Source organism: Flavobacteriaceae bacterium GSB9, assembly GCA_022749295.1.
GTDB lineage: Bacteria > Bacteroidota > Bacteroidia > Flavobacteriales > Flavobacteriaceae > Flavisericum.
This window is the reverse complement of the sequence record CP062007.1, coordinates 2,439,365-2,462,892: the sequence shown is the minus strand read 5'-3', so window position 1 is coordinate 2,462,892 and position 23,528 is coordinate 2,439,365. Positions and strand designations below refer to the sequence as shown.

The following is a 23,528-nucleotide window of genomic DNA, read 5'->3' as shown; positions in this document are numbered from 1 at the left end:
TTGTTAATTTAGTATTTGTTCTAAAATGGTTCGTGTAATTAAATATGTTGGTTTAACCCCTGAGGTCCCCAATCCCCCTGAGGCCAATGTTGCACCAGTTTCCAAAGGGTTATCGCTAGCGTAATAGGCATACCTTACTTTCACATTGGATTTGATGCTGCCTCGCACTTTTGATGCTGCCTGAATAGCTTTTTGGTAATGCGCCCCCTCCATTTCAAGCCCAATAACCTTCCATGTAGAATTATGGAAAAACTTTAAAATATCTTTGTTTTGTAATGAGGTTCCTAAAACGGTTATCATAGCGCCTTCATAAACGGCTACACCTTGATTTTCTAAAAGTTCCTTTTTCAATTCGTTTTTAAACGGATAATTATCTGCGGTACCCTCAAAGATATGGGCCGACGGAATCATAATATCGCCCTTTCCACCTTCCAAAATCCCTGCTTTACCCATTATGGAAACCGAATCGACATTCATATGGATTCTATTACCTTTTGCTTTATAGGGTTTCAATAACTCATCTATGGTTTCATAAGCCTGTTCTCCAAAGGCATAGTCCATAACCAATATTACTGGCTTTTCCTTTTCTATTTTGGAAGCATCGGCATTAATATTCAACTTCGACGGTTCTATTTTTGATGTATCGAATATTTGAACATCAATATTTGCCCCCGATGTATCGTTTAAATAGGTCATTCCCTTGCTCAACGCTTCTTTTGTTACTTTATTACGCAAAGCTTGATTTTCATTATTGCTCAAGGCCTCATATAAACCAAAAATATCTTTATCGCTGGTGTTTTTAGGCCTTAATGAAGGGTAAGCATAAAGCGTATTCATTACACTGTGCATATTCGCACTAATAATGTGTAAGGGCCTTTCCTGTAAATTATTTTTAAAAAGAAAGTCCTTTATGTTGTCTGCCCAGATTTCACCATGAATGTGGTGTCCTATTCGCTCTCTCAGTACGGGGCTAAACGTTATGGTTCGTTTGTTAAAATTAACTTGCTCGTCTATTGCTAATTTGCCCAACCAATAAACAATGTGTAAAAAACGCTCTGGTTGGCCAGGTGCAGCAAACTTATGGTAAATATTCATTAGCTCTTTAAAAGTCCTACCTAAAATCGACGCCACATGCGTTACGGCTATTTCTCGTTCTTCTTGCGATAATTCATTGTTAGTAAGTACTACTTTTTCTAATTTTTGCCAATCTCTAGTAGTGGCGCCATCTTCGTTTATAAGTACTTTGGAACTAATCTTATGGGATTCTACGAATAAAAAGGTTAAGTGCGTTAAAATATCGTAAATATCCGAACGGCCGCGGGTAATCTCAATATTCATTTGCTCGGCATCAATCCTGTAGCAGTTTCTTCGGCGTTTTTCAGGAATTATAGGCTTAAAATGCGAATTACCATAACCTTCATCACTAGTTAGATTGATAAAAGAACACTGTTCAATACCCATTGGGAGCCTATCGATAACATAAAGCAAACCTTCAAGTTCGGCTTTTTCTTCGGCTATTGAACCATAAATTTCAGGACGTAAAGTTAGCAGAGCCTCCCTTAAGGTTTCGCCCGAAATACCCATGGGCTTGTAAAACCCACGATTGAATAAATGGCGCATCGTAATATACATACGCTCTATAGCGTTCGAACTCTCTTGAGCTCGGGTACGTGCGTGATGTTTTTTATTACTCATTGTTGTCATTAAATCCGGGCCAAAGATACTATTATTTGTGCGATTTCACACCTGCAAAAGCGTCAACAATTTTTCGGTCGTTGGCCAATCGCGGTATTTTGTTTTGACCTCCCAGTTTCCCAACAGATTTCATGTATTCTTGAAAACCGCCCTTTTTAACTGGTGTGATTTTTAATTGCTGCAAAACCTTCCCTTCAATTAAATCAAAGTAATAAGAGTTTTGCTTCTGAAGCGATTCATCCAGTTTTTGCGCTAAAGCGGAAAGGTCTTCCGGTTCGTTTTCAAACTCGATAAACCATTCGTGGTACGGCAAACCTTCCTCTGGATTAATTTGGGGTGCTACCGTAAACTCTGAAACCCTAATATTGGTGTTTTCAGTAGCCTCCTGCATGGCCTGTTCTACCTCTTTTCCTATAACGTGTTCGCCAAAGGCCGAAATAAAATGCTTAATCCGCCCAGAAACAATAACACGATACGGCTGGGTTGAAGTAAACTCAACCGTATCACCAATATTATACCCCCACAAACCAGCATTTGTTGAAATAATCATCACATAATTCACGCCTACTTCAACATCTTTAATAGTGATACGTTTGGGGTTTTCGTTAAAAAACTCATCGGCTTTTATAAACTCGTAAAATATGCCCGAATTGAGCTGAAGCAGCATCCCTTTTTCATTTTGTTTGTCCTGAAATGCAAAAAAACCTTCGCTGGCCGGATAGAGTTCAATGCTATCAACTTTTCTGCCAATTAAATTCTCAAACTTGGCACGATAGGGCTCGTAATTAACGCCACCAAAAATGAACAGATTGAAGTTTTTAAATACCTCACCCACTTTTTTACCTGTTTTTTGCTGGATTTTTTCAAAATACATTTGCACCCAAGACGGAATGCCCGAAATAACCGTCATGTTTTGTGGTAAGGTTTCATCAACAATGGCATCTACTTTGGTTTCCCAATCTTCAATACAGTTGGTTTCCCACGACGGTAATCTGTTTTTCTGGAGATATTTGGGAACGTAATGGGCCACAATGCCGGATAATCGACCTAATTGAATACCGTTTTGTTCTTTTAATATGGGGCTTCCTTGTAAAAAAATCATTTTTCCATCAACAAAACTGATTTTACCTGTTTCATGAATGTACATTAAAATAGCATTACGTGCCGCCTCAACATGGCTAGGCATGCTTTCCTTTGTAATAGGAATGTATTTAGCCCCCGATGTAGTACCCGATGTTTTTGCAAAATAAATTGGCTTACCCTTCCAAAGTACATTTTCTTCGCCAGAAACAACACGCTCCACATAGGGTTTCAGGGCTTCATAATCTCTAACTGGTACACGCTTCACAAAATCGACATAACTGTTTATGCTAACAAAGTCATGGTCTTTTCCAAAATGGGTGCCTGTAGCTTCAGAAATTAAGGCTTCAAACACCTTTTTTTGGACTTCAATGGGATTGTCGGCCCATTTTTTTATGCGCTTGTACACAAGTTTTGCAAAGGGTTTTGCTAAAAACGATTTTACTGATGCCATTTAGTTGAAATCTATAAAGTTTGTTGGATTTATGGGATAGCCGTCGTTCCAAAGTTCGAAATGCAAGTGCGGGCCAGTAGATAGTTCGCCAGCGTTTCCAGCCGTAGCAATTACTTCGCCCGATTTAACCAAATCGCCCTGTGCTTTAGTGACATAAGCGTTGTGCTTATAAACCGATATTAACCCATAACTGTGCTCTAAAATAACGACGTAACCCGTACTGGCCGTCCATTCGGCAAAAATAACAATACCATCGGCAGCGGCCTTTACCGGTGTACCTTTGGCAACCACAATATCTACCGCATAATGCTTTTCTTTAGCATTATAAGGTTCTGTAATTTCGCCGCTCACAGGCGGAAATAACACAAAATTTGTAGCAGACGTTGCCGACTCAAACAAATTATATTTATCTTCCTTATCGACTTTTTCGCGTAAAATAGAATCTTCTGCAATGGGCTCTAAATCAACTTCACTAGCTTCCAATTTTACAGCCTCTACAATGGAATCTTTATTAAAATCAATACCAATTACATCGCCCGTCAACACTTTTTTTATGGATTGGTAATAACGCTCGTTCATCACCAGAGCTTGCTGCAACGAATCGGTTTTATAATTGAGTTCTGTGGCCTTCTTTTTTAGAGCTGTTGATGAATACCCTGGAATATACTCCCTTAGCGGCGTAAAGGCTATAATTAAGTAAGTTAGAGCGATTAAAAAAATAGCCAATAACGAGCCCATTACAAAAACGTTTAAACGCGTTAACTTGAATGATAAACGTTCTTCAAAGGTATTTTCATTAAGGACAACCAACCGATACTTATCAAGTAGTTTCCTTTTTATTTTTTTTTGATTCCTTTTTTCCTCTTTCATCTTAAACAAAAATAATAGATTTTATTCAATACTACTGCTATAAAACGAGTAAAGCATTGTTAATCTCTAGCCTTTAGAAATACTAAAGTTATGGTGAAAACGTTTTTATTTAACTTTAATTATTAACTTTGCCGTTAAAATAGAGATTATGAGCTTATATATGTTACCATTAGCGATAGGACCATGGCAAATTGCACTGATTGTAGTAGTGGTTTTGCTGTTATTTGGAGGTAAAAAAATACCCGAATTAATGCGCGGATTAGGTAGTGGCATTAAAGAATTTAAAGACGCCAGTAAGGAAGAAGAAGCCAATGGCGATAAAAAGGAATAAAATTATACTAGAATAACTTAAACCTATAAAAAGACCAACATGAATTCATGTTGGTCTTTTTTATTTTGATGAGTTTTGCTCTATTTTAATTTTACCGTTTTGATAATAGCCTCGAGCTCTAACATATAATTTCGTTTTTCAACAGAAGGTGCGAATGCAAAACCCTCTAAAACGACCCAACGCTTGTTAATTTTATCTTCAATAGCATAATTGATAAATGGGCCGCCCATAAAGGCATTTTTAACATCCCAAACGCCTTTGGTTTCCAATGTGGGTTTATTATCTAAAATGGTTTCGCCATGAAACGGCATGTAGGCATCTTCAGTGGCTAAATACGACCCTTCAACGGGACCTTCAATATATTGTTTCCCTACCGAATCGCGTATTTTGATAATTTGGTTCACCACGCTATCGTTCCTAATAATAGCTGAGTGCGGTAACGTATAAATCATTAGGTTATTGGTTCCTGTGGTAATGTTTTTTCTAATCCAGAAAAAATCGTCGGTCGACTTGGCTATGCGGTAAATTGAAGGGAAATCTAATGTTAAATTCAACTTTTCTTCAATCGATTCAAAACTATGGGGCGATTTTGACATTTGGCGCTGCCTTTCGGCGATTTCGGCATTACGAAAGGTTTCAATAATTTTCGATTCGTTTTCTTGCAAGACATTGATAACATCTGCTCTTGTTTTTCCGGAAACGGTAATTACTTTTTGTGGTTTGGCATATACATCTTCAGAAAAATCAATGCCAGATTCAGCATTCAATTTCACCATTAAAATCGTTCTATTTTTGGTAACAAACCCTGAAAATACAGCCGGTGGAATTTGGCTAATGGTAAACATAGGTTCGTCTTGCGGAAGCCCATAAATGGGTTTTGCCAGCACCGCCCTAATGGCTTCTCCAACACGTCCATCCCAAATATCGTTTTCGGTGACTACCGAAACATTATTGATGGCTCCTGAAGAATCTTGAATGTAGCGTTGTTCCTTAGACTTTTTTTTGTCACCACATGACAACAAAAACAGCATGAACATTAATGAAAAGAGAATATGTCGCATAATTTGAACTGGTTTATAAAGGAATTAACCTTTTGCTATTTTAAGTTTCATTCCTGGTTTTAGTCTATTGCCACTAATACCGTTCCAATCTTTAATATTTTGAACAGAAACTCCAGGAAATTTTTGCGAAATACTCCATAAGGAATCTCCAGACTGGACAGTGTAGGTTAAAACATCACCCGATATGGGTTTTGGCTTTTTGGTCACGACCTTTGATGGGGCAACTGAAACATTGGGTCTTCGTGGAAAAATAGTTAACCGTTGCCCTATTTTTAAATTGTTGCTGCGTAAGCCATTCCAACGTTTTATATCACTAACACGCACGCCATACATTCTTGATATTTTCCCGAGATAATCACCAGATTTTACACGGTACCTTAAACGCTGGTTTGCTTCGATGAGTTGTGGCATAGGTTTTTCGCGCTTATCGAACTCTGCTTTGGCAAAGGCATATATGTCATCTTCATTGGTTACAAATTCGCCAATAACCTCACGAGGTAAACGCAAGGTATAGTTTTCGTCTTTTATAAACGGAATAATATCGAGTTTATATGAAGGGTTTAAAAATTGAAGTTCCTCAATTGGGGTTCCAGTAACTTCAGAAACTTGATCTAAAGTAATCATTTGTTTAACTCTTACCGTATCGGTTTCAAAATAAGCCATTTGAGGTTTATACTTTTTAAAACCATGCGCTTCGGCGTACTCAAAAATATACATATTGGCCAAAAAAGCGGGCAAATATCCTGCCGTTTCCCTTGGTAAATTATGGCGGATATTCCAATAGTTTTTATACCCTCCTGAACGACGAATGGCTTTGGTTACATTGCCTGGTCCAGAATTATAGGCTGCCAGTGCCAAATCCCAATCGCCAAAAATCTCGTAGAGTTTGGCCAGATATTTGGCTGCGGCTTCAGTTGATTTTATAGGGTCGCTGCGTTCGTCAACATAACTGCTAACATCCAATCCGTACATTTTACCTGTACTGAACATAAATTGCCATAAACCCGTAGCCCCAACCCGAGACTTGGCTCGAGGTTTTAAAGCCGACTCTACAATGGCCAAATACTTAACTTCCAACGGAATATCGTATAAATCCAACTCACGCTCGAACATGGGAAAGTAAAACGTACTTAAAACCATGAGTTTTTGGAGATGTTCCCGTCTGTGCTTTAAATACGATTTTATAACGCTTTCTAAAGATGGGTTATACTCTACGTTAAAAGGCGTTCGTGCATCAAGTTCTTTTAGGCGGGCCTTGAGTGTGTCGGTAGGCAATTCTGGGTAATCAACTTCCTCGAATGTTAACTCAGTTACCGATTTGTATATCGTATCGTAAAGGGCATTACTGTAAAGCTCTTCAAACCATTTTTCATCCAACTCTGCAGCAAAAGCATCGTCTTTTAAGTTTTTAATATCAACACTATCTTTTTGGGCTGCAATAGCTTTAACATTTTTAGGCCGCCCATCAATAACAGAATCTCGCAAGAGTTTTTGGGTTTGCGATAAAACCGTATCTATTTTTTTATTGGACAATTGAAGCGCAACGGTATCTTTTATCTGAGCACTAGCAGATACGACATTAAAAATAAAGAGTATAACTAAAAAACGAAAAGCCATATAATACATTCAGTTTATAGAACGTTAATATGGCTAAAATCGTGTTTTTTCAGGTAATTTAAAAATTTCTTGAAAACTATCCTGAAATAAGTATGTGTTACTTTTAGTAATGCTGTTTGTAAAGACTTTGTTCTTTAAGAAAATTGACTGAAAACAGCGATATAAGTGTTTTTTATTCTAAAATTGCGGCTATTCCAGGAAGCGTTTTACCTTCTAAGCTTTCTAACATAGCACCGCCACCTGTACTCACGTAACTTACTTTGTCTTCGAACCCAAATTGTTTTACGGCTGCAACAGAATCGCCACCCCCTACTAATGAAAATGCTCCATTTTTGGTCGCTTCAGCAATAGAATTTCCTAGTTCAATAGTTCCTTTTGCAAAGCTTTCCATTTCAAAAACACCTAAAGGACCGTTCCAAAGAATGGTTTTAGATTTCATAACGGCTTCGTGGAAAATTTCAACAGATTTTGGCCCGGCATCAACACCCTCCCAGCCTTCAGGAATAGCATTAATATCAACAATTTGCGTGTTGGCATCATTACTAAAAGCATCTGCAGCAACAGTATCTACCGGTATGTAAACCCTAACATTTTTCTCTTCGGCATGCTTGAGGATTTCTAGAGCCAAGCCCATTTTATCATCTTCGCATATAGAATTACCAATTTTCCCGCCTTGCGCTTTAACAAAAGTAAATGCCATACCACCACCAATAATTAGGTGGTCTACTTTATCTAAAATATTTTCAATAATCGTGATTTTTGAAGACACTTTAGCACCACCAAGTATAGCTAATACAGGCTTTTCACCAGTTTTCATCACCTTGTTTATACTTTCTATTTCTTGAGCTAAAAGGCTACCAAAACACTTTTTGCCATCAAAAAATTGAGCAACGATAGTGGTCGATGCGTGCGCCCTGTGCGCCGTACCAAACGCATCGTTTACGTAAATATCGCCTAACTTTGACAATTGCTTTGCAAAACCTTCATCACCTGCTGTTTCTTCGGCATGGAAACGTAAGTTTTCCAAAAGTAAAATTTGGCCGGGCTCTAAGGCTTCAACGGCAGCTTCGGCTTTTTCACCAACGCAAGCATCAACAAATTTTACCTCAACGCCCAAGATGTCTTCCACTTTGGCCACAATATGGCGAAGGGAAAATTCGTCTTGAACCCCTTTGGGGCGCCCCAAGTGCGACATTAAAACACAGCTTCCGCCATCTTCTAAAATTTTGATGATTGTTGGTTTTGCCGACACAATTCTTGTGGCATCGGTTACCTCAAAATCTTCATTTAATGGCACATTGAAATCTACACGAATCAATGCTTTTTTGTTCTCAAAGTTAAAATCGTTAAGCGTCTTCATATATAAATTTATTTGTCTTTTTTAAGTATTTGCTTCACAAATGTAAGTAATTAAAAAGCTATATAAAACGTGTTTTTGAACGAAAACGATGTAGAATGACAAGTTTTTTTAAAAACTCTAAAATTTCATGCTTTTAGGGCACTTTTTAAGTTTCAGCTCCCTTAAATACGGAAAAATCAAATAGTTTTCTTTGGTTATCGATAGGTCGGCAAATAAATTTATTGAATATCCGTAATCAATAATAAGGTTCGGGTTCGATGTCAACCTGAACTCGTTTCAGGTTCTCATCATAAAACATCAATATTTAAAGTTGTTATGGGATGCTGAAAACGAGTTCAGATTGACAGAACAAATAACATTATGACACAAAACGGACAACCAGTACATTTTTTTTTTACGTTTTGTGCTATACAATTTCAAAACGGAAAAATTCGTTTACTTTTGTTTCATGCTTTTTAAAGATGTTTTAGGTCAAGAACACATAAAAACCCACTTAACCAAAAGTGTTGATAATGGTCGGATTCCGCACGCCCAATTATTTGTCGGGAATGAGGGTTGTGGTACACTGCCAATGGCTTTGGCTTATGCGCAGTACATATTATGTTCTAATTCTGGTGCCGAAAACAATACAGGTAATGCGGCTTGTAATTTAAAATTTAAGAACTTTTCGCATCCCGATTTACACTTTGCGTTTCCAGTTACCACTAGCGATAAAGTTAAAAATAAACCTGTGTCAAGTTTTTATCTGGAAGAATGGCGCCAACTATTAGAGCAGCAACCTTATGGTAATCTATTTGATTGGTACAAACTACTGGGCGTGGATAACAAACAGGGCTTAATTAGTGTTGAAGAAGCTGGAGACATTGTAAAATCGCTTTCACTAAAATCTTACGAAGGCGGTTATAAAGTCATGTTAATTTGGATGGCCGAAAAAATGAACACCCAAGCTGCCAATAAACTTCTAAAACTTATTGAAGAACCGCCCAGCAAAACTATTTTTATATTGATTGCTGAAGACGAAGAGCAGATTATAAACACCATCCGTTCGCGTTGCCAAATATTGCACTTTCCGCCTTTAGCCGAAGATGTTATTAAAGAGGCTTTGATCAAGGACTACCATTTAGAGGCGACGGTAGCTACTAAAATTGCACACCAATCGAACGGTAATTACAATAAGGCTTGCGATTTGGTGTATCAGGATTCTGAAGATATTCAGTTTGAAACTTGGTTTATTTTCTGGATACGGAGCGCCTTTAAAGCTAAGGGCAACAAAGCTGCTATTCACGACTTAATTTCATGGAGTGAGGACATTGCCAAAACGGGACGCGAAACCCAAAAGCAGTTTCTTAATTTTTGCTTAGATTTTTTCAGGCAAGCATTGCTTTTAAATTACAACGCTACCGATTTGGTCTTTTTAGAACCCAAAACCGAAAAATTCAAACTCGAAAACTTTGCACCTTTTGTTCACGGAAACAATATCATGGAAATAAGCGACGAACTCCAAGATGCCATTTACCATATAGAACGCAATGGTAACTCGAAAATTATTTTAACCGATTTGTCTATAAAGTTAACTCGGTTACTTCATAAAAAAGAACAATAAAAAACCCCATCAATCCATATTGACAGGGTTTAAATTATTGATTGTCAGTATTTTAACCTATTTTTTATCTTTGTATTTAGCATTTAGTGCATCTAAGATAGTTTGCGTTAAATCGTTCTGCTCGGTACCGTAAAGCACTGTTGAAGCGGCATCGCTAGTTCCTAAAATATAGGTGTAACCGTTAGCTTTTCCGTATTCTTTAACGAAGTCTTTTACTGTAGCAATTGCTGAATCAATTTCGGCTTGAAATTCTTGGGTTAGTTGTTGTTGCTCTCCTTGCATTTGCTGTTGAAGCTGTTGCTGTTTTTTCTGTAGCCCTGCCATCAACTCTTGTTGTTTTTGTTGCGACGCTCTTTGTGCTGTTTTTTGAGTTTCTTGAACTTCTGCCTGAAAAGCTTGACCAATACTATCTGCTCGTTTTCTAAAAACCTCATCTTTGGTTTGGTACTTTGCTTCGATATCTATCTTTTCTTGATAATCGTTTATTACTGTTCCGTTATCAATAAATCCAATTTTGTTCGGTTTTTGGCAAGACGCCATTACCAACATAGCGATAGATAAATAAATTAAATTCTTCATGTTTTTATTATCTGGTTTAGTTTATTTTTTTAATTCGCACAAATGTAAGAAAGTAAAGTATAATTCGATGTCGAATTGGTGCCATTTTAACTTATAATCAAAAACTATCGTTAATTAATTAAAAATAATTTTTGGCTATTAAAATCAACTTAAAATAAAGCGATTTAAGGACAGCTGCCAAACCAAGAAGGGTTTAGGTTGTTCTAAGGCAAATTAACACCGTAGCAATCCTAAAAAACAAAATTTACATCTTATTTAAGATATAAATCAACGATGATGCCTCTTTTGTCGTCAACGCCTTAAAATTTGAAAGCAGTCCAATCCAAATTCCTTTAATCGGGTTCATCTTTCCAGTTTTGTATTTTTCCGAAAGCAGGCTCACATAAAACGCATCAAACCACATAGGCTTCACTTTTTTTAATTTCATTGAAACACTCCGCATTAATTTCATCATGGCATTTTTATCAAAATGCCATAAATGTCTCGGCACATCAAAAGCAGCCCAAAAGTTTTTGTAGTGTTTGGCATCATAGCTTTGATAATTGGGCACAGCAATTATTAAAGTACCGTTTGGCTTTAATAGTTTTTGAAATGCCCAAAGGTCTTCTTCTAAATTTGGCAAATGCTCCAAAACATGCCAAAGTGTAATCACATCAAAACTTTGTTCTTCTAATTTTGAAAGTTCATCAACATCAAAAACAGAATTATTGGTTTTTTTATTGGCAATTGTTCTTGCTTGTTGATTGGGTTCAATTCCAGTTACTTGCCAATTATTCTTTTGTGCTGTTTGTAAAAAATCGCCCGTTCCGCATCCAAAATCTAAAAGCCTCTTCTCTCCCACGGAAACTGTATCGATTAACTTTAACTTACTTTTTAGCGAAATAGAGCGCACCAAATGATACACTTTTTCAAACATATTTCTTTTAGAATCGGTATGCGAAATATAATCCTCACTTTGATAATACTCCGGTAATTTATCAGAAGAAGGTTTCGGATGGGTTTCTAAAAAACCAAATTCGGTATTTTCTAAAAGCTGAAACTCTTCCCCCGAAACGGAAAAATCTTTTACGGTTAAATAAAAATTTTGTTGGTTTTCTTTTGTCACGAATTCATGAAAATTTATGCTAATATTGACCTTCTATTTATAAAATATCGCAAGTTAATATTTCTGTATAAAACAAATGTTCCACGTGGAACTATTTTAATGCGTTGTACAACTCTATTTCAAATAGATTTGACAATCCTTCACCAATACGCAACACCGCTTCTGAATTATTAGACTTATAAACAATTATATTTTGGTTTCCCTGAAACAACTTTACAACATAAGATTTATACTTAGATGTTCCAAACTCCAGAAACCCTAAGACGGATGTTTGCTTAAAGCTCTGATTAAAAACAGAAACATAATCTGGTTTTAAAAATTGACGATTAAATTCAATAACTGTAAACCCAAAGGTCTTGTACTTAACTTTGTGACATCCATCAGCCTTAAACACGTATGAATAACCACTGAACATAAATAAAACCCCAAACAATAGCAAAGGAAGAAAAAAGACATTAATATAAGTCAGACACAAGAATAAAACCGTTAGCGGGAAACCGAATTGAGCTTTAACAGCAAAAGGGACTTCTTGATTTAAATCAATCTGGCATATCATCACCTCCCCATATAAACCAATAAAACAGAAATATCGTTTGGCGAAACACCACTAATTCGTGACGCTTGAGAAACAGTTGCTGGTTGAATTTTTTTCAACTTTTCACGAGCCTCAAAACTCATAGATTTAATTTTTGAGTAATCGAAATTCTCAGGGATTTTTACATACTCCAGACGGCTCAGTTTATCGGCATTGTTTTTTTCCTTTGCGATATAGCCAGAATATTTAACCTGAATTTCGGTCTGCTCAATCACTTCTCTATCCAAATTATGGTCATGAATATAACTCTCGACCTCTGTAATTTTTCTAACGTCTTCCATTTCAATATTTGGCCGGGCAAATATCTTGAAAAGTTTTCCTGATTGTTTCACGGGAGCCGATTTCTTTTCTTCAAGAATCGGATTTATGTCTTCTGGTTTAACACTAAGGTTTCTAAAAAAATCAACAAATTTTTCGGCAGCTTCATGCTTATTTTCCATACGTTTTAAACGCTTTTCGGAAGCCAAACCAATCTCATAACCTTTTGGCGTTAACCTTAAATCTGCATTATCCTGTCTTAAAAGCGTACGATATTCTGCTCGTGATGTAAACATTCTATAAGGTTCTTCGGTACCTTTGGTTATTAAATCATCAATCAAAACACCTATATAAGCTTCATCACGTTTTAAAGTAAAAGCATCCCGTTCTTGCACCTTTAAACCAGCATTTATTCCCGCCATTAATCCCTGCGAGGCCGCTTCTTCATATCCCGTAGTTCCATTTATTTGTCCAGCAAAATACAAACCATTAATTAATTTGGTTTCTAGCGTATGCCTCAATTGTGTAGGCGGAAAATAATCATATTCAATAGCATAACCCGGTCTAAAAAACTTAACGTTTTCAAAACCCTTTACAGAACGCAAGGCTTTAAATTGTACGTCTTCAGGAAGTGAAGTAGAGAATCCATTAACATAAACTTCTACCGTATTCCAACCTTCTGGTTCTATAAATAATTGATGCCTGTCTTTATCAGTAAATCGATTTATTTTATCTTCAATAGAGGGGCAATATCTTGGGCCTAAACTTTTAATTCTTCCATTAAACATTGGTGACCTATCGAAACCTTCACGCAATAAATCGTGTACCAATTCACTGGTGTAAGTCATATGGCAAGATCGTTGCTTAGTCAATGGCTTTGTAACGTCGAGATATGAGAATTTTTCAGGGTTATCATCTCCTGGTTGCTCAGTCATTTTTGAATAATCTAAACTCCTTCCATCAACACGAGGCGGTGTTCCGGTTTTCATTCTTCCCGATTCAAAACCCAAATCGACTAATTGTTCGGTAATGCCTTTGGCGGCTTTTTCACCAGCCCGGCCGCCTCCAAAATTTTTATCGCCAATGTGAATCAAACCATTCAAGAAAGTTCCGTTGGTCAGAACAACCGTTTTAGCTTTAATTTCAATACCCAAAGACGTTTTTACCCCAACCACATTATTACCATCAATTAAAAGCCCAGAAACCATTTCCTGATAGAAATCTAAATTAGGTGTCTGCTCTAAAAGCATTCGCCAGTCTTCGGCAAAACGCATTCTATCACTCTGAACTCTTGGACTCCACATAGCAGGTCCTTTTGATTTATTGAGCATTTTAAACTGAATAGCAGACGTATCGGAAACAATACCACTATAACCACCCAAAGCATCGATTTCTCGAACAATTTGCCCTTTGGCAATTCCACCCATAGCAGGATTACAAGACATCTGCGCAATGTTTTGTAAGTTCATGGTAACTAACAAGGTTTTACTACCCATGTTGGCAGCAGCGGCTGCAGCTTCACTTCCTGCATGGCCTGCACCAACAACTACAACATCATAAACTTCGTTAAACATAATTCCTTAGTTTATTTTCTTTAATGTTCCACGTGGAACAATCTATTAGTTTTGGGTTGCAAATATACGCTGTAATAATTAATTTTCAGCAAGTTGCGCTAAATAGAAATTCTCTTTTTTACGCATCACGGCAGCATCATCCTCTGATTTATCTTTGTATCCACAATAATGAAGTACACCATGAATAATAACGCGATGCAATTCTTCATTAAAAGAAACATTAAAATCATTGGCATTATCTGCTACTCTTTCAACAGAAATAAATATATCGCCTTGTATAATTTTTCCGACCGAGTAATCAAAACTGATAATATCAGTAAGTGTATCGTGATTTAAAAATTCTATATTTAATTTATGTAAATATTCATCATCACAAAACACATAGTTAATCTCTTCAACTTTGTGTTTCTCCTTTGCAATGGTCTCTAAAATCCACTTTGATATTTTTGATTCCGATTCTAACATAAAATCGGTCTCATAATTGAAATTAATCATTGCTTGTTTTAAAATACTTTAGAACCTTTTTCTTATAAACTGGCTGCAAAGGTAAGGCTTGTTTATCCAATATTTCAGTAGTTTGAAAATATTGTTTGGCTGTCGGGATTTGATTGTTTACAAGACCATTAAACTGCTTATTATTGGTCTGTGATTTACGCTTATTATCCTGACCTTGCTGGAACGTAGCATTTTCCATCTTTAGAAGTTGATATTTTAGGTCCATCATTTTTTTCAAAGTTTGGTTTGTAAATCCCTTATTGAGCAAATCCAACTCAATGTCTTCCATTTTCTTAACCAAAGCATCGCCTTTAGCTCCAAGGCCTTCTTTCTGTAACTTATCTTGCAAAGCTTGTCGCAACTGCTGCTGCTGCTGATAAATTTCATACAGCAATCCATTTAAATCTTCGTTATTACCTTCGCCCTCTCCATTAGCACCTTGACCGTTTTTTCCATTTTTTTGTTTTCCATCTTCTCCCTGCTGGCCATCTTGGCTCTTTTGTTCGCCCTTTCCTTCCTTGCCATTTTCACCATCCTTTGGTTTACCACTTTTATCCTTTTTCATGCCATCGCCCATCATTTTGTTGAGCTCCTCCTGCCCCATTATAATATCTGGTAATTGCATTTCGCCCTGTCCACCTTTTCCAGCGGACATACTTAAACTCTCTTGCATATTGTCGAGCGTGTTGCTTAAAATATCAGCTAGATTATTCGTAGCAGTAATCGCAAATTGTTGATTGGATACACCTTGATACAGTTGGTTTTCAGCAAGCAAACCCAAAGCTTTATCTATATTATAATACACATCGCTGATTTGTTTGTTAACTTCCTCAGACAATTTAGGTTGACGTAACGAAAGGGTAAACAAGCTATCGTCTATATGCTCGAAATGCTCTTTAAGATTATTTTGTTTGATTAAATATGATGCGTACTTATTGTGTTTGGATTCGATAGCTTTAAATTGATCCATTAAATCTTCTTGATCAAACGAAAACAACACCAAATTATCTAAAATTTGCCGTAGCGCTTCGGCATCTTCTTGCATTTGCTCTCCACCATTGGCCTGCATAGCGCTTTGCATTTGCTCGCTCATTTGTTGCATTTTTTTTGCAGCGTTTTTCTGGTTTTTACGTGCCTTCTTCAACTGTTCTTGTTTGTTACTTTGAAGGTCTTTTTTCGCATTTGGTTGAGCTTTTTTCTGAGCATTTTCTAGCTGCTCGGTAGCCTTTTCTTGTTCGGTATCAACTTCTTGTTCATCCAGCTTATCTCTCGGAATGTCAATTGGCTTCTTTAATTCTTTACTTTCCTTTTCTAATTCGTTGAGTTCTTTTTTATAATTATCGAATTTGTCATTGAGCTCTTCTTGGTTTTCTTTGGTGTTTTTTTCATCAGGTTCGTTAGATAAATGTTCTTGTTCCTCAGCCAATTTTTCTAAATCATCTTTTAGCTTTTCCAACTTCTTTTCAACGTAAAATCGCTTGGTCAATTCCAACAACTGTTCTAAGCTTCGCTTTTTATTTTTGTTTTGCTTGGCTAATTCATCGAGCTTTTGAATTAAATCCTCTTTGTTCATTTTATCTTGAAGCTTTTCTATTTCTTCTAGTAGCTTTTCATCTTTTTGGAGCTTCTCTTCATTTTCTTTCAAACGCTTTTTAAGATCTTCTTTAAATGCATCTTCCTCTAGCTCTTCTTTTTGGAATTGATCTAAATTATCTTTCAGTTTTTTGTTGAAGTTTTTCATCATTTCGTCCTGTTGCTTTTGACGTTTGAAAAATGATTCCAACTTCTTTCGGTCATTAAAATTTAAAAAAGACTTTTCTTTTTGGGTTCTGGTCAGTTCCTCTAATTCCTTTTCTTGCTCATCAAACTTTTCCAATGATTTGTTTAAATCTTTAATCGTTTCGCTCTGTTCTTCAAGGCGCTTTTGTTCTTCCTCTTCTTGAGTTCGTTTCCTATAAGTAAAAACACTACTTTTTACACTCTTATAGCGGTTATAGATATCATTATCAAACACTTGGAAGTACAGTTCGTAAGCAACACCTGCTGAAATATTTAAATTATTTGGGAAAGCCGTAATAAATTCTGAAATATTTGAATTTGATACGGAAATTGTTTCCTTTAGTTTTCTGCTCTCGTCATGAATTGGGTAGTAAACCAATTGCAGCTTGCTAAAACCATAATCGTCGCTTACCTGACCATGGAAATACAAGGTTTGCAAATCTAAGCTATCACGTTGCATTTCAATAGTAATTTCAGGGTATTGATCTTTTACTACCCCGATATTGAAGGCCAAGTTTTCATAATTCTTTAGATTCTTGTTACTTGTACTGAGGGTATAGTTATAAGTATTGAATACCTGCTTTTGGGTTTCGAAAACATCCTTCTTTATAGATTGTAACTTCACCGTGTCTTGTGCATATAAAAAAACATCATCTGTTGATTTTGTTTGCAAACGCCATGTTATTTTTGTGCCCTCAGGAACCAAAGCGTTGCCAGTACTTTTTAAAACTTCATCTTTTTTCTTGGTATAACTAGGGTAATCCAAATCCATTTCAAAATCCAACAACGATGGCGTTTCAACAACATTTATCATGTAAGGCTTTGATGTAACCTTATTTGCGAACAGTCGAAAGGTTATCGGTGCACTAATTTGAGAAAAAACATGCTCAAAAGTCCCTAAAACCTTTTGTTGTAAAAAATAAGTTTCTTCGTTGTACGTAATCTGAGCGCTCTCAGGCACCATGTCCCCTGCAGTTTTCACAACCAATTTAAAGTCTTTGTTTTCTATGGCGTTTAAGTTTTCGTTGACAACAAAAAACTGAAACGGCGCAGGTGGCTCGTAAGCCGTTTTATAATGCACAACACGCTTATAGCTATCGCTAAACCAATTGAAATTTCCAGAGAAAAAAGTTAGCAATAGAATAACAACAGGTATGGCCGCGTACTTTAAATAGCCTAAATTCTTTTTGAAGTTTATGGCCAACTTAAAAGGAATAGGCGTTAACTCGACTGATTTTTGCTCGATACTGGCTAATAACAACTCCGATTTTGATTGGTTTTGATGCAGTTGCAAGACATTTAAAAGTTTGTCGTTTACCTCCGGAAAATGCTTACCGATAATTTTTGAAGCTGCTTCATAGTTAATTCCCTTTTGAAGCTTGAACAACTTAGCTAAGGGTATAAAAATAAACTTAAGAAGTAAACCAAATTCAACCGCTATAAACAACCAAAATAAAATGGTTCTGGCAGTTGTGTTAAGCCACAATACATACTCTATAAATAGAGTAAATAGAAAATAAAGTAATCCTATGGCGAAAAACAGAATAGCCCCCTTAAGCAATTCGTTAATATAATAACGCCTAATAAATGCCTCTAGTTTATCTTGTATAACTTTAAAATTACCCATCAATTTTTTAAAAATTGGTTTGTTATAACCAAATCAAACCATTTCAACTTACTAAACTACAATTTTATTTTTTACAAGGTTCATAATTAGCTGTTAATTGTATCTTTGCCACAATCTTGAATTAAGTTCAGGATAACAATTTTTAATCGATACTTAAATAGGCTTTTTTAAGTGTAAAATTTAAAATAAAAATGACCAAAAACGTTCGTGTGCGTTTTGCACCAAGCCCAACCGGACCATTACATATTGGCGGTGTTCGTACCGCACTTTTCAACTATTTATTTGCCAAAAAACACAATGGAAAATTCATTTTGCGTATTGAAGATACCGACCAAAAACGTTACGTTGAAGGTGCCGAACAATACATTATTGATGCCCTAAATTGGTGCGGTATACCTTATGATGAAGGGCCAAACCTAGAAGGTAATTATGGTCCATACCGCCAAAGTGAGCGTAAAAAGCTATACAAACAATATGCCGACCAACTTATTGCATCCGGTAATGCTTATTATGCATTTGATTCGGCCGAAGAACTCGATTTCCACAGAAAAGACCATGAAGGAAAAGGAAAAACGTTTATTTACAATTGGCATAACCGTTTAAAACTAAAAAACTCCTTATCGCTTAGCGCAGAAGATGTTCAAACAAGAATTGATGCTGGTGAAGACTACGTCATCCGATTTAAAAGTCCGCAAGATGAAACGCTTCATTTAAAAGATATTATCCGTGGCGATATTAAAATCGATACCAATATTTTAGACGATAAAGTATTGTTTAAAAGTGATGGCATGCCCACTTACCATTTGGCCAATATTGTAGACGACCATTTAATGGAAATAAGTCATGTAATTCGTGGCGAAGAGTGGTTGCCATCACTGGCACTACACTACCAATTGTACCAAGCTTTAGGATGGGAAACACCAGAATTTGCACATTTGCCGCTTATATTAAAACCTACTGGAAAAGGAAAATTAAGCAAGCGCGATGGTGATAAAATGGGCTTTCCGGTATTTCCATTAGAGTGGACCGACCCTAAAACAAATGAAGTTTCAAAAGGCTATAAAGAAGAGGGTTATTTCCCCGAAGCTATGGTGAACTTTTTGGCCTTTTTGGGCTGGAACCCCGGCACGGAACAAGAGATTTTCTCAATGGACGAATTGATTGAAGCTTTCGATTTAAAGAAAGTAAATAAGTCGGGTGCGCGTTTCGACCCCGACAAAACCAAATGGTTTAACCACCATTACATGCAAGAGCAGAATAATGATATACTGGCTGAACAATTTAAATCAATAAAACCTGAACTATCTGAAATTGATGTGAACTACATCGCCATGGTTATTGGTTTAATAAAAGAACGCGCCACTTTTGTTTCCAATTTCTGGGAACTGAGCCACTTCTTTTTTACGGCCCCAACCTCATACGACGAAAAAGCATCCAAAAAAGCTTTTAAAGAAGGTACTGCCGAAATATTAACCAAGGTGAAAAGCATTATCACCCATATCGACGATTTTACGGTTACCGCCCTACAAAACGATATTAAAGGCTGGATTACAGAAAACAATATTGGCTTTGGCAAAGTTATGATGCCTTTACGATTGGCTTTAGTTGGCGCATTACAAGGGCCAGACGTGTTCGATATCATGTTTCTGATTGGGAAAAATGAAACGGTTAAGCGAATTGAAAACGTTATAAAAACGTTGTAAGCAGCTCTTATGAAGCTTTATAGTAAACACCTCATAACCTTTATCTTTTTAATTCAATTTGCTAGTTTATTTGCGATAAACCCAAATAACTTGTTTTCTAATCATATGGTATTACAACAAAAAGTTAAGATACCTGTATGGGGAACTGGCAGAAATGGGGAGAATGTTAAAGTTGAATTTAACGGTAAGACTGTTACGACAGTAGTTGAAAAAAACCATTGGCACATAGTTTTACCTGAGATGGATGCTGGCGGACCTCATGTTATGAAAATAACGGGCAACAATTCTGTTGTTATTAAAGATATATACATAGGAGAAGTTTGGGTTTGTAGTGGTCAATCTAATATGGAAAGAAAAATGTCTCCACATTGGAAGTATCAAACCATATCCAATTACGAAAAAGAAAAAAAAGCAGCCAACTATCCATTAATTCGGCAATATAATGTTCCACATAAAAAATCTAACATTCCACTCGAAAACACTAAAGGTGAATGGACTGTCTGTTCTCCTGAAACTATTGAATCCTTTTCGGCAGTGGGATATTTCTTTTCTAGAGATTTGTTTGAAGCCAAAAAAGTGCCCATTGGAATTATATTAAGTACTGTAGGAGGCACACAGGCAAAATATTGGATAAGTCAATCGAGCCTTTCCAATAAACCAGAACTTGAGGCTTTAGTTAAAGCCTATGACGAATCTATAAAAAAATTCACTAAAAAATTAGCAGCCTATAACTCTCGAAAAAAAGCTTTATTAGTTCAATATGAGCATGGTAAAAAAAAGGCTAAGAAAAAAGGTAAAACTCAACCGCTTAACCCAAAACCACCACAAGATCCTACTAAAAGACGGTTTATAAGTTGTTATTTTAATGGTATGATAGCGCCTCTTTTAAAATACCCTATCGCGGGCGTTGCTTGGTACCAAGGTGAATCGGACCGCGATTTTGCAAAGCAATACCAAATTCTATTTCCTACCTTAATATCCGACTGGCGTAAACATTGGAAAACAGATAACTTACCATTTTTATTTGTGCAAATTGCTCCATTTAAGGAAAATAATCCAGAAATTAGAGAAGCTCAATTACTCACCTTACAGAATACAGAAAACACAGCAATGATAGTTACCATAGATTGTGGCGATGCAACAGATATTCACCCGCCATTAAAACAACCTATTGGTTACCGCTTATCATTAGCGGCAAGAGCCTTGGCATATCATGAAAATATTGCCTATTCAGGTCCTATCATAGATGATTACAGTATCAAGAACGATAAAATTGAAATTTCCTTCAAACACATTTATGGTGGTCTAAAACACAAAGGGAAAACGCTTACTGGTTTTACTATCGCTGATAGTTCTGAAAACTTTGTTCCTGCCAAAGCTGAGATAAAAGGCAATAAAATTATTGTATACAACAAAAACATAACCAATCCTGTCGCGGTGAGGTATGGTTGGGCCAATATACCAAAAGGAAACTTATATAATGCTGCTAACCTCCCTGCTTCCCCCTTTAGGACAGATATAGATAACTAAAAGGTTAGTACTAAATTTTAAGCCTTTAAAAAAAATTAATTGTCTGATTTAAAAGCTATTTAAAAAAATAGGCTTACAGTCATTACGAGGAGGCAAGACGAAGTAATCTGTTTATTAAGGTTTCATTCACGAGATTGCCACGTCATTCGTTCCTCATTCTTCGCAATGACAAAACTATCTAAAAAAACACCGTAGCCCCTAAAACCAGCATACTTTGATTGCCTTTAAAACGGGCATCTCCTCCACTGGTATTGAAATCTTGTTTTTCCAGTTTTTTCAGCATATTGGTAAAACCATAAATGTATTGGGCTTTCAGCTTGAAGTTTTTAATACCCGCCGATGCACCAATAGCGCCATTGAAATGAAACTGAGAAATATTTGTAATATCCTCGGCTGTTAAGTTTGCGTAGTTATTTATAAAATAGCCTTCTTGGTTTTTGTCGTCAAACTCCAATTTACTGTTGTACTGTAACATTGGACCTAAATCTATCGTAAAATGTTTAGGCACCACTTTAATGTGCATCAGCATGGCCACCTGTGCAGCGAAGATTTTGTAATCTATAAATTCTTCTTCTGTACTTACCAGCGATGGACGACCTAAAACCTCAACGTGATTTTCAGAAAGTTGCATGCCGAAACTTATATTGTACCAACGCACCGGAATATCTACCGTGGCCATAACGCCGCCTGCAAATCCATCGGATTCTTTAGTTTCAAAATTATCGGTCAAAATGTTAAATTTAGAAATACCACCCGTTACACCAAACCCATTGGTAATGCGGTAATTTCCTTTTTGGGCAAAACTATTTGTAACAAAACATAGGGTAATTGTTACTAATAAGAAAAGTCTGTTGTAATTCATTTGTACGGATTATTAGCAATCAAATATAGTGTATTTTTGTATCTTACTTTTCTTAAACCTTAAACTAAACATTATGAACTTCTTTTACGTCCCCTTTATTGTTTTAGGCCTTTTAATTCTAATTGCCTCTTTCTTTATTGTAAAACAACAAACCGCCGCGATTATTGAGCGTTTTGGTAAATTCCACAGTATTCGCCAATCAGGGCTTCAACTTAAAATTCCAATAATAGATAAGGTAGCGGGGCGTTTGAGTTTAAAAATCCAACAACTGGATGTTATTGTTGAAACCAAAACATTAGACGATGTATTCGTGCGTTTAAAAGTATCGGTTCAGTACCGCGTTTTAACTCAAAAAGTTTACGATGCTTTTTATAAACTAGATTATCCTCACGATCAAATTACAAGTTATGTATTTGATGTGGTACGTGCCGAAGTCCCTAAAATGAAATTAGATGATGTTTTCGTTAAAAAAGACGATATCGCTTTGGCGGTAAAAGCTGAATTGAATGATGCTATGCTCGATTATGGTTTTGATATCATTAAAACCTTGGTTACCGATATTGACCCCGATGCCCAGGTAAAAGCTGCCATGAACCGTATTAACGCCTCAGAACGCGAAAAAATAGCTGCACAGTTTGAAGGTGATGCCCAACGTATATTGATTGTTGAAAAAGCTAAAGCGGAAGCTGAAAGCAAACGTTTACAAGGACAAGGTATTGCCGACCAACGTCGTGAAATTGCCCGAGGTTTGGAGGAATCGGTTGAAGTATTGAACCGAGTGGGCATTAACAGTCAAGAAGCCTCGGCATTAATTGTTGTAACGCAACATTACGACACTTTACAATCTTTGGGCGAAGAAACTAACAGTAACCTCATTTTATTACCAAATGCCCCACAGGCGGGCAGTAATATGCTTAACGATATGGTAGCCAGCTTTACCGCCAGTAACCAAATTGGAGAGGCCATGAAAAACGCCAAGAAAAAGAAAGAAGAATAATCGGCAGCTTTCTTAAAGAAAATAGCCTATTGAAATGGTTTCCAATAGGCTATTTTTTTATTTATTTTTCTTTTTATAACCCTGAATAAGCTCTTTTAAGGTGTCTCTGTAATCTTCCAGTTCTTTTCTATCTAAAGCGTGGCTTACTTCGCCTTGCGGGAGTGTTCCTCGGCTTTCACCCAAGTACTTTTGCAATTCTGGGTATTGTTCTTCAATAGTTCGGGTTAATGAAGAAATTTCACTTAAAATATCTGTTTTTGCTGATTCCATATAAAATACTTTCTAAGAAAAATACAAAAAAGAAAGGAAACAACATCTTAAAGAACTACTAATTTCGGTTATTTAAGTCAAAA

19 protein-coding genes are annotated in these 23,528 nt (G+C 36.4%); 5 read left to right on the top strand and 14 right to left on the bottom strand.

Annotation, left to right across the window (positions count from 1 at the left end; translation table 11 throughout):
* Nucleotides 1-3 precede the first annotated feature (3 nt).
* From GSB9_02151 to GSB9_02149, 3 genes are read right to left on the bottom strand one after another with little or no spacing between them, the layout of a single operon-like run.
* Complete coding sequence (locus tag GSB9_02151; protein ID UKM65580.1) at nucleotides 4-1,695, bottom strand: hypothetical protein; 1,692 nt, start codon at nucleotides 1,693-1,695, stop codon at nucleotides 4-6.
* 31 nt (nucleotides 1,696-1,726) lie between these two features.
* A complete protein-coding gene (locus tag GSB9_02150) occupies nucleotides 1,727-3,229 on the bottom strand; it encodes a GH3 auxin-responsive promoter family protein (GenBank protein UKM65579.1) in 1,503 nt (500 codons plus the stop codon).
* Entirely contained in the window at nucleotides 3,230-4,099 is an 870-nt protein-coding gene (locus GSB9_02149) for a M23 family metallopeptidase (GenBank protein ID UKM65578.1), read from the bottom strand. It lies immediately after the preceding gene.
* 148 nt (nucleotides 4,100-4,247) lie between these two features.
* Between GSB9_02149 and GSB9_02148 the strand changes: the two genes are divergently transcribed.
* Nucleotides 4,248-4,430 (top strand): twin-arginine translocase TatA/TatE family subunit, encoded by a 183-nt coding sequence (locus tag GSB9_02148; protein UKM65577.1) that lies wholly within the window; start codon nucleotides 4,248-4,250, stop codon nucleotides 4,428-4,430.
* An 80-nt stretch (nucleotides 4,431-4,510) separates the two neighbouring features.
* On the opposite strand, the gene GSB9_02147 is transcribed toward GSB9_02148, so the two are convergent.
* The 3 genes from GSB9_02147 to GSB9_02145 form a co-directional block, all read right to left on the bottom strand.
* On the bottom strand, nucleotides 4,511-5,491 hold the full coding sequence (locus tag GSB9_02147; protein UKM65576.1) for a DUF4837 family protein: 981 nt from the start codon (nucleotides 5,489-5,491) through the stop codon (nucleotides 4,511-4,513).
* A gap of 24 nt (nucleotides 5,492-5,515) precedes the next feature.
* Complete coding sequence (locus tag GSB9_02146; protein UKM65575.1) at nucleotides 5,516-7,108, bottom strand: LysM peptidoglycan-binding domain-containing protein; 1,593 nt, start codon at nucleotides 7,106-7,108, stop codon at nucleotides 5,516-5,518.
* 172 nt (nucleotides 7,109-7,280) lie between these two features.
* On the bottom strand, nucleotides 7,281-8,468 hold the full coding sequence (locus tag GSB9_02145) for a phosphoglycerate kinase (protein UKM65574.1): 1,188 nt from the start codon (nucleotides 8,466-8,468) through the stop codon (nucleotides 7,281-7,283).
* Between the two features lie 448 nt (nucleotides 8,469-8,916).
* Here GSB9_02145 and GSB9_02144 point away from each other — a divergent pair, with 448 nt between their 5' ends.
* The gene (locus tag GSB9_02144) at nucleotides 8,917-10,071 is read left to right on the top strand and encodes a DNA polymerase III subunit delta' (protein ID UKM65573.1); all 1,155 of its coding nucleotides are present in this window, start codon (nucleotides 8,917-8,919) and stop codon (nucleotides 10,069-10,071) included.
* Nucleotides 10,072-10,128: 57 nt separating this feature from the next.
* Here the strand turns inward: GSB9_02144 and GSB9_02143 are convergent, their stop codons facing one another.
* The 6 genes from GSB9_02143 to GSB9_02138 form a co-directional block, all read right to left on the bottom strand.
* Complete coding sequence (locus GSB9_02143; protein UKM65572.1) at nucleotides 10,129-10,650, bottom strand: OmpH family outer membrane protein; 522 nt, start codon at nucleotides 10,648-10,650, stop codon at nucleotides 10,129-10,131.
* Nucleotides 10,651-10,894: 244 nt separating this feature from the next.
* Nucleotides 10,895-11,755: a class I SAM-dependent methyltransferase gene (locus GSB9_02142; GenBank protein UKM65571.1), complete on the bottom strand. Its 861-nt coding sequence runs from the start codon at nucleotides 11,753-11,755 to the stop codon at nucleotides 10,895-10,897.
* 91 nt (nucleotides 11,756-11,846) lie between these two features.
* Entirely contained in the window at nucleotides 11,847-12,311 is a 465-nt protein-coding gene (locus GSB9_02141) for a hypothetical protein (GenBank protein UKM65570.1), read from the bottom strand.
* Nucleotides 12,311-14,182, bottom strand: coding sequence for a tRNA uridine-5-carboxymethylaminomethyl(34) synthesis enzyme MnmG (gene mnmG / locus GSB9_02140; GenBank protein ID UKM65569.1), 1,872 nt, complete (start codon nucleotides 14,180-14,182; stop codon nucleotides 12,311-12,313). Before mnmG ends, GSB9_02141 begins: the two co-directional genes overlap by 1 nt.
* Nucleotides 14,183-14,260: 78 nt before the next feature.
* The gene (gene ybeY, locus GSB9_02139) at nucleotides 14,261-14,677 is read right to left on the bottom strand and encodes an rRNA maturation RNase YbeY (protein ID UKM65568.1); all 417 of its coding nucleotides are present in this window, start codon (nucleotides 14,675-14,677) and stop codon (nucleotides 14,261-14,263) included.
* Complete coding sequence (locus tag GSB9_02138) at nucleotides 14,670-18,083, bottom strand: hypothetical protein (protein UKM65567.1); 3,414 nt, start codon at nucleotides 18,081-18,083, stop codon at nucleotides 14,670-14,672. The genes ybeY and GSB9_02138 overlap by 8 nt, the downstream gene beginning before the upstream one ends.
* 191 nt (nucleotides 18,084-18,274) lie before the next feature.
* On the opposite strand from GSB9_02138, the gene gltX reads away from it, so the two are divergent.
* Nucleotides 18,275-19,786: a glutamate--tRNA ligase gene (gene gltX / locus GSB9_02137; protein ID UKM65566.1), complete on the top strand. Its 1,512-nt coding sequence runs from the start codon at nucleotides 18,275-18,277 to the stop codon at nucleotides 19,784-19,786.
* Between the two features lie 105 nt (nucleotides 19,787-19,891).
* Nucleotides 19,892-21,316, top strand: coding sequence for a sialate O-acetylesterase (locus GSB9_02136; GenBank protein ID UKM65565.2), 1,425 nt, complete (start codon nucleotides 19,892-19,894; stop codon nucleotides 21,314-21,316).
* Between the two features lie 178 nt (nucleotides 21,317-21,494).
* Here the strand turns inward: GSB9_02136 and GSB9_02135 are convergent, their stop codons facing one another.
* Nucleotides 21,495-22,178: a hypothetical protein gene (locus GSB9_02135; GenBank protein ID UKM65564.1), complete on the bottom strand. Its 684-nt coding sequence runs from the start codon at nucleotides 22,176-22,178 to the stop codon at nucleotides 21,495-21,497.
* 73 nt (nucleotides 22,179-22,251) lie between these two features.
* On the opposite strand from GSB9_02135, the gene GSB9_02134 reads away from it, so the two are divergent.
* Nucleotides 22,252-23,175: an SPFH domain-containing protein gene (locus tag GSB9_02134; protein ID UKM65563.1), complete on the top strand. Its 924-nt coding sequence runs from the start codon at nucleotides 22,252-22,254 to the stop codon at nucleotides 23,173-23,175.
* A 57-nt stretch (nucleotides 23,176-23,232) separates the two neighbouring features.
* On the opposite strand, the gene GSB9_02133 is transcribed toward GSB9_02134, so the two are convergent.
* Nucleotides 23,233-23,445 (bottom strand): hypothetical protein, encoded by a 213-nt coding sequence (locus GSB9_02133; GenBank protein UKM65562.1) that lies wholly within the window; start codon nucleotides 23,443-23,445, stop codon nucleotides 23,233-23,235.
* Between the last annotated feature and the right edge of the window lie 83 nt (nucleotides 23,446-23,528).

What these genes read in the sequence shown, in the direction of transcription:
- GSB9_02151 (UKM65580.1), bottom strand. Translation starts at nt 1,695, where the DNA reads ATGAGTAATAAAAAACATCACGCACGTACCCGAGCTCAAGAGAGTTCG.
- GSB9_02150 (UKM65579.1), bottom strand. Translation starts at nt 3,229, where the DNA reads ATGGCATCAGTAAAATCGTTTTTAGCAAAACCCTTTGCAAAACTTGTG.
- GSB9_02149 (UKM65578.1), bottom strand. Translation starts at nt 4,099, where the DNA reads ATGAAAGAGGAAAAAAGGAATCAAAAAAAAATAAAAAGGAAACTACTT.
- GSB9_02148 (UKM65577.1), top strand. Translation starts at nt 4,248, where the DNA reads ATGAGCTTATATATGTTACCATTAGCGATAGGACCATGGCAAATTGCA.
- GSB9_02147 (UKM65576.1), bottom strand. Translation starts at nt 5,491, where the DNA reads ATGCGACATATTCTCTTTTCATTAATGTTCATGCTGTTTTTGTTGTCA.
- GSB9_02146 (UKM65575.1), bottom strand. Translation starts at nt 7,108, where the DNA reads ATGGCTTTTCGTTTTTTAGTTATACTCTTTATTTTTAATGTCGTATCT.
- GSB9_02145 (UKM65574.1), bottom strand. Translation starts at nt 8,468, where the DNA reads ATGAAGACGCTTAACGATTTTAACTTTGAGAACAAAAAAGCATTGATT.
- GSB9_02144 (UKM65573.1), top strand. Translation starts at nt 8,917, where the DNA reads ATGCTTTTTAAAGATGTTTTAGGTCAAGAACACATAAAAACCCACTTA.
- GSB9_02143 (UKM65572.1), bottom strand. Translation starts at nt 10,650, where the DNA reads ATGAAGAATTTAATTTATTTATCTATCGCTATGTTGGTAATGGCGTCT.
- GSB9_02141 (UKM65570.1), bottom strand. Translation starts at nt 12,311, where the DNA reads ATGATATGCCAGATTGATTTAAATCAAGAAGTCCCTTTTGCTGTTAAA.
- mnmG (UKM65569.1), bottom strand. Translation starts at nt 14,182, where the DNA reads ATGTTTAACGAAGTTTATGATGTTGTAGTTGTTGGTGCAGGCCATGCA.
- ybeY (UKM65568.1), bottom strand. Translation starts at nt 14,677, where the DNA reads ATGATTAATTTCAATTATGAGACCGATTTTATGTTAGAATCGGAATCA.
- GSB9_02138 (UKM65567.1), bottom strand. Translation starts at nt 18,083, where the DNA reads ATGGGTAATTTTAAAGTTATACAAGATAAACTAGAGGCATTTATTAGG.
- gltX (UKM65566.1), top strand. Translation starts at nt 18,275, where the DNA reads ATGACCAAAAACGTTCGTGTGCGTTTTGCACCAAGCCCAACCGGACCA.
- GSB9_02136 (UKM65565.2), top strand. Translation starts at nt 19,892, where the DNA reads ATGGTATTACAACAAAAAGTTAAGATACCTGTATGGGGAACTGGCAGA.
- GSB9_02135 (UKM65564.1), bottom strand. Translation starts at nt 22,178, where the DNA reads ATGAATTACAACAGACTTTTCTTATTAGTAACAATTACCCTATGTTTT.
- GSB9_02134 (UKM65563.1), top strand. Translation starts at nt 22,252, where the DNA reads ATGAACTTCTTTTACGTCCCCTTTATTGTTTTAGGCCTTTTAATTCTA.
- GSB9_02133 (UKM65562.1), bottom strand. Translation starts at nt 23,445, where the DNA reads ATGGAATCAGCAAAAACAGATATTTTAAGTGAAATTTCTTCATTAACC.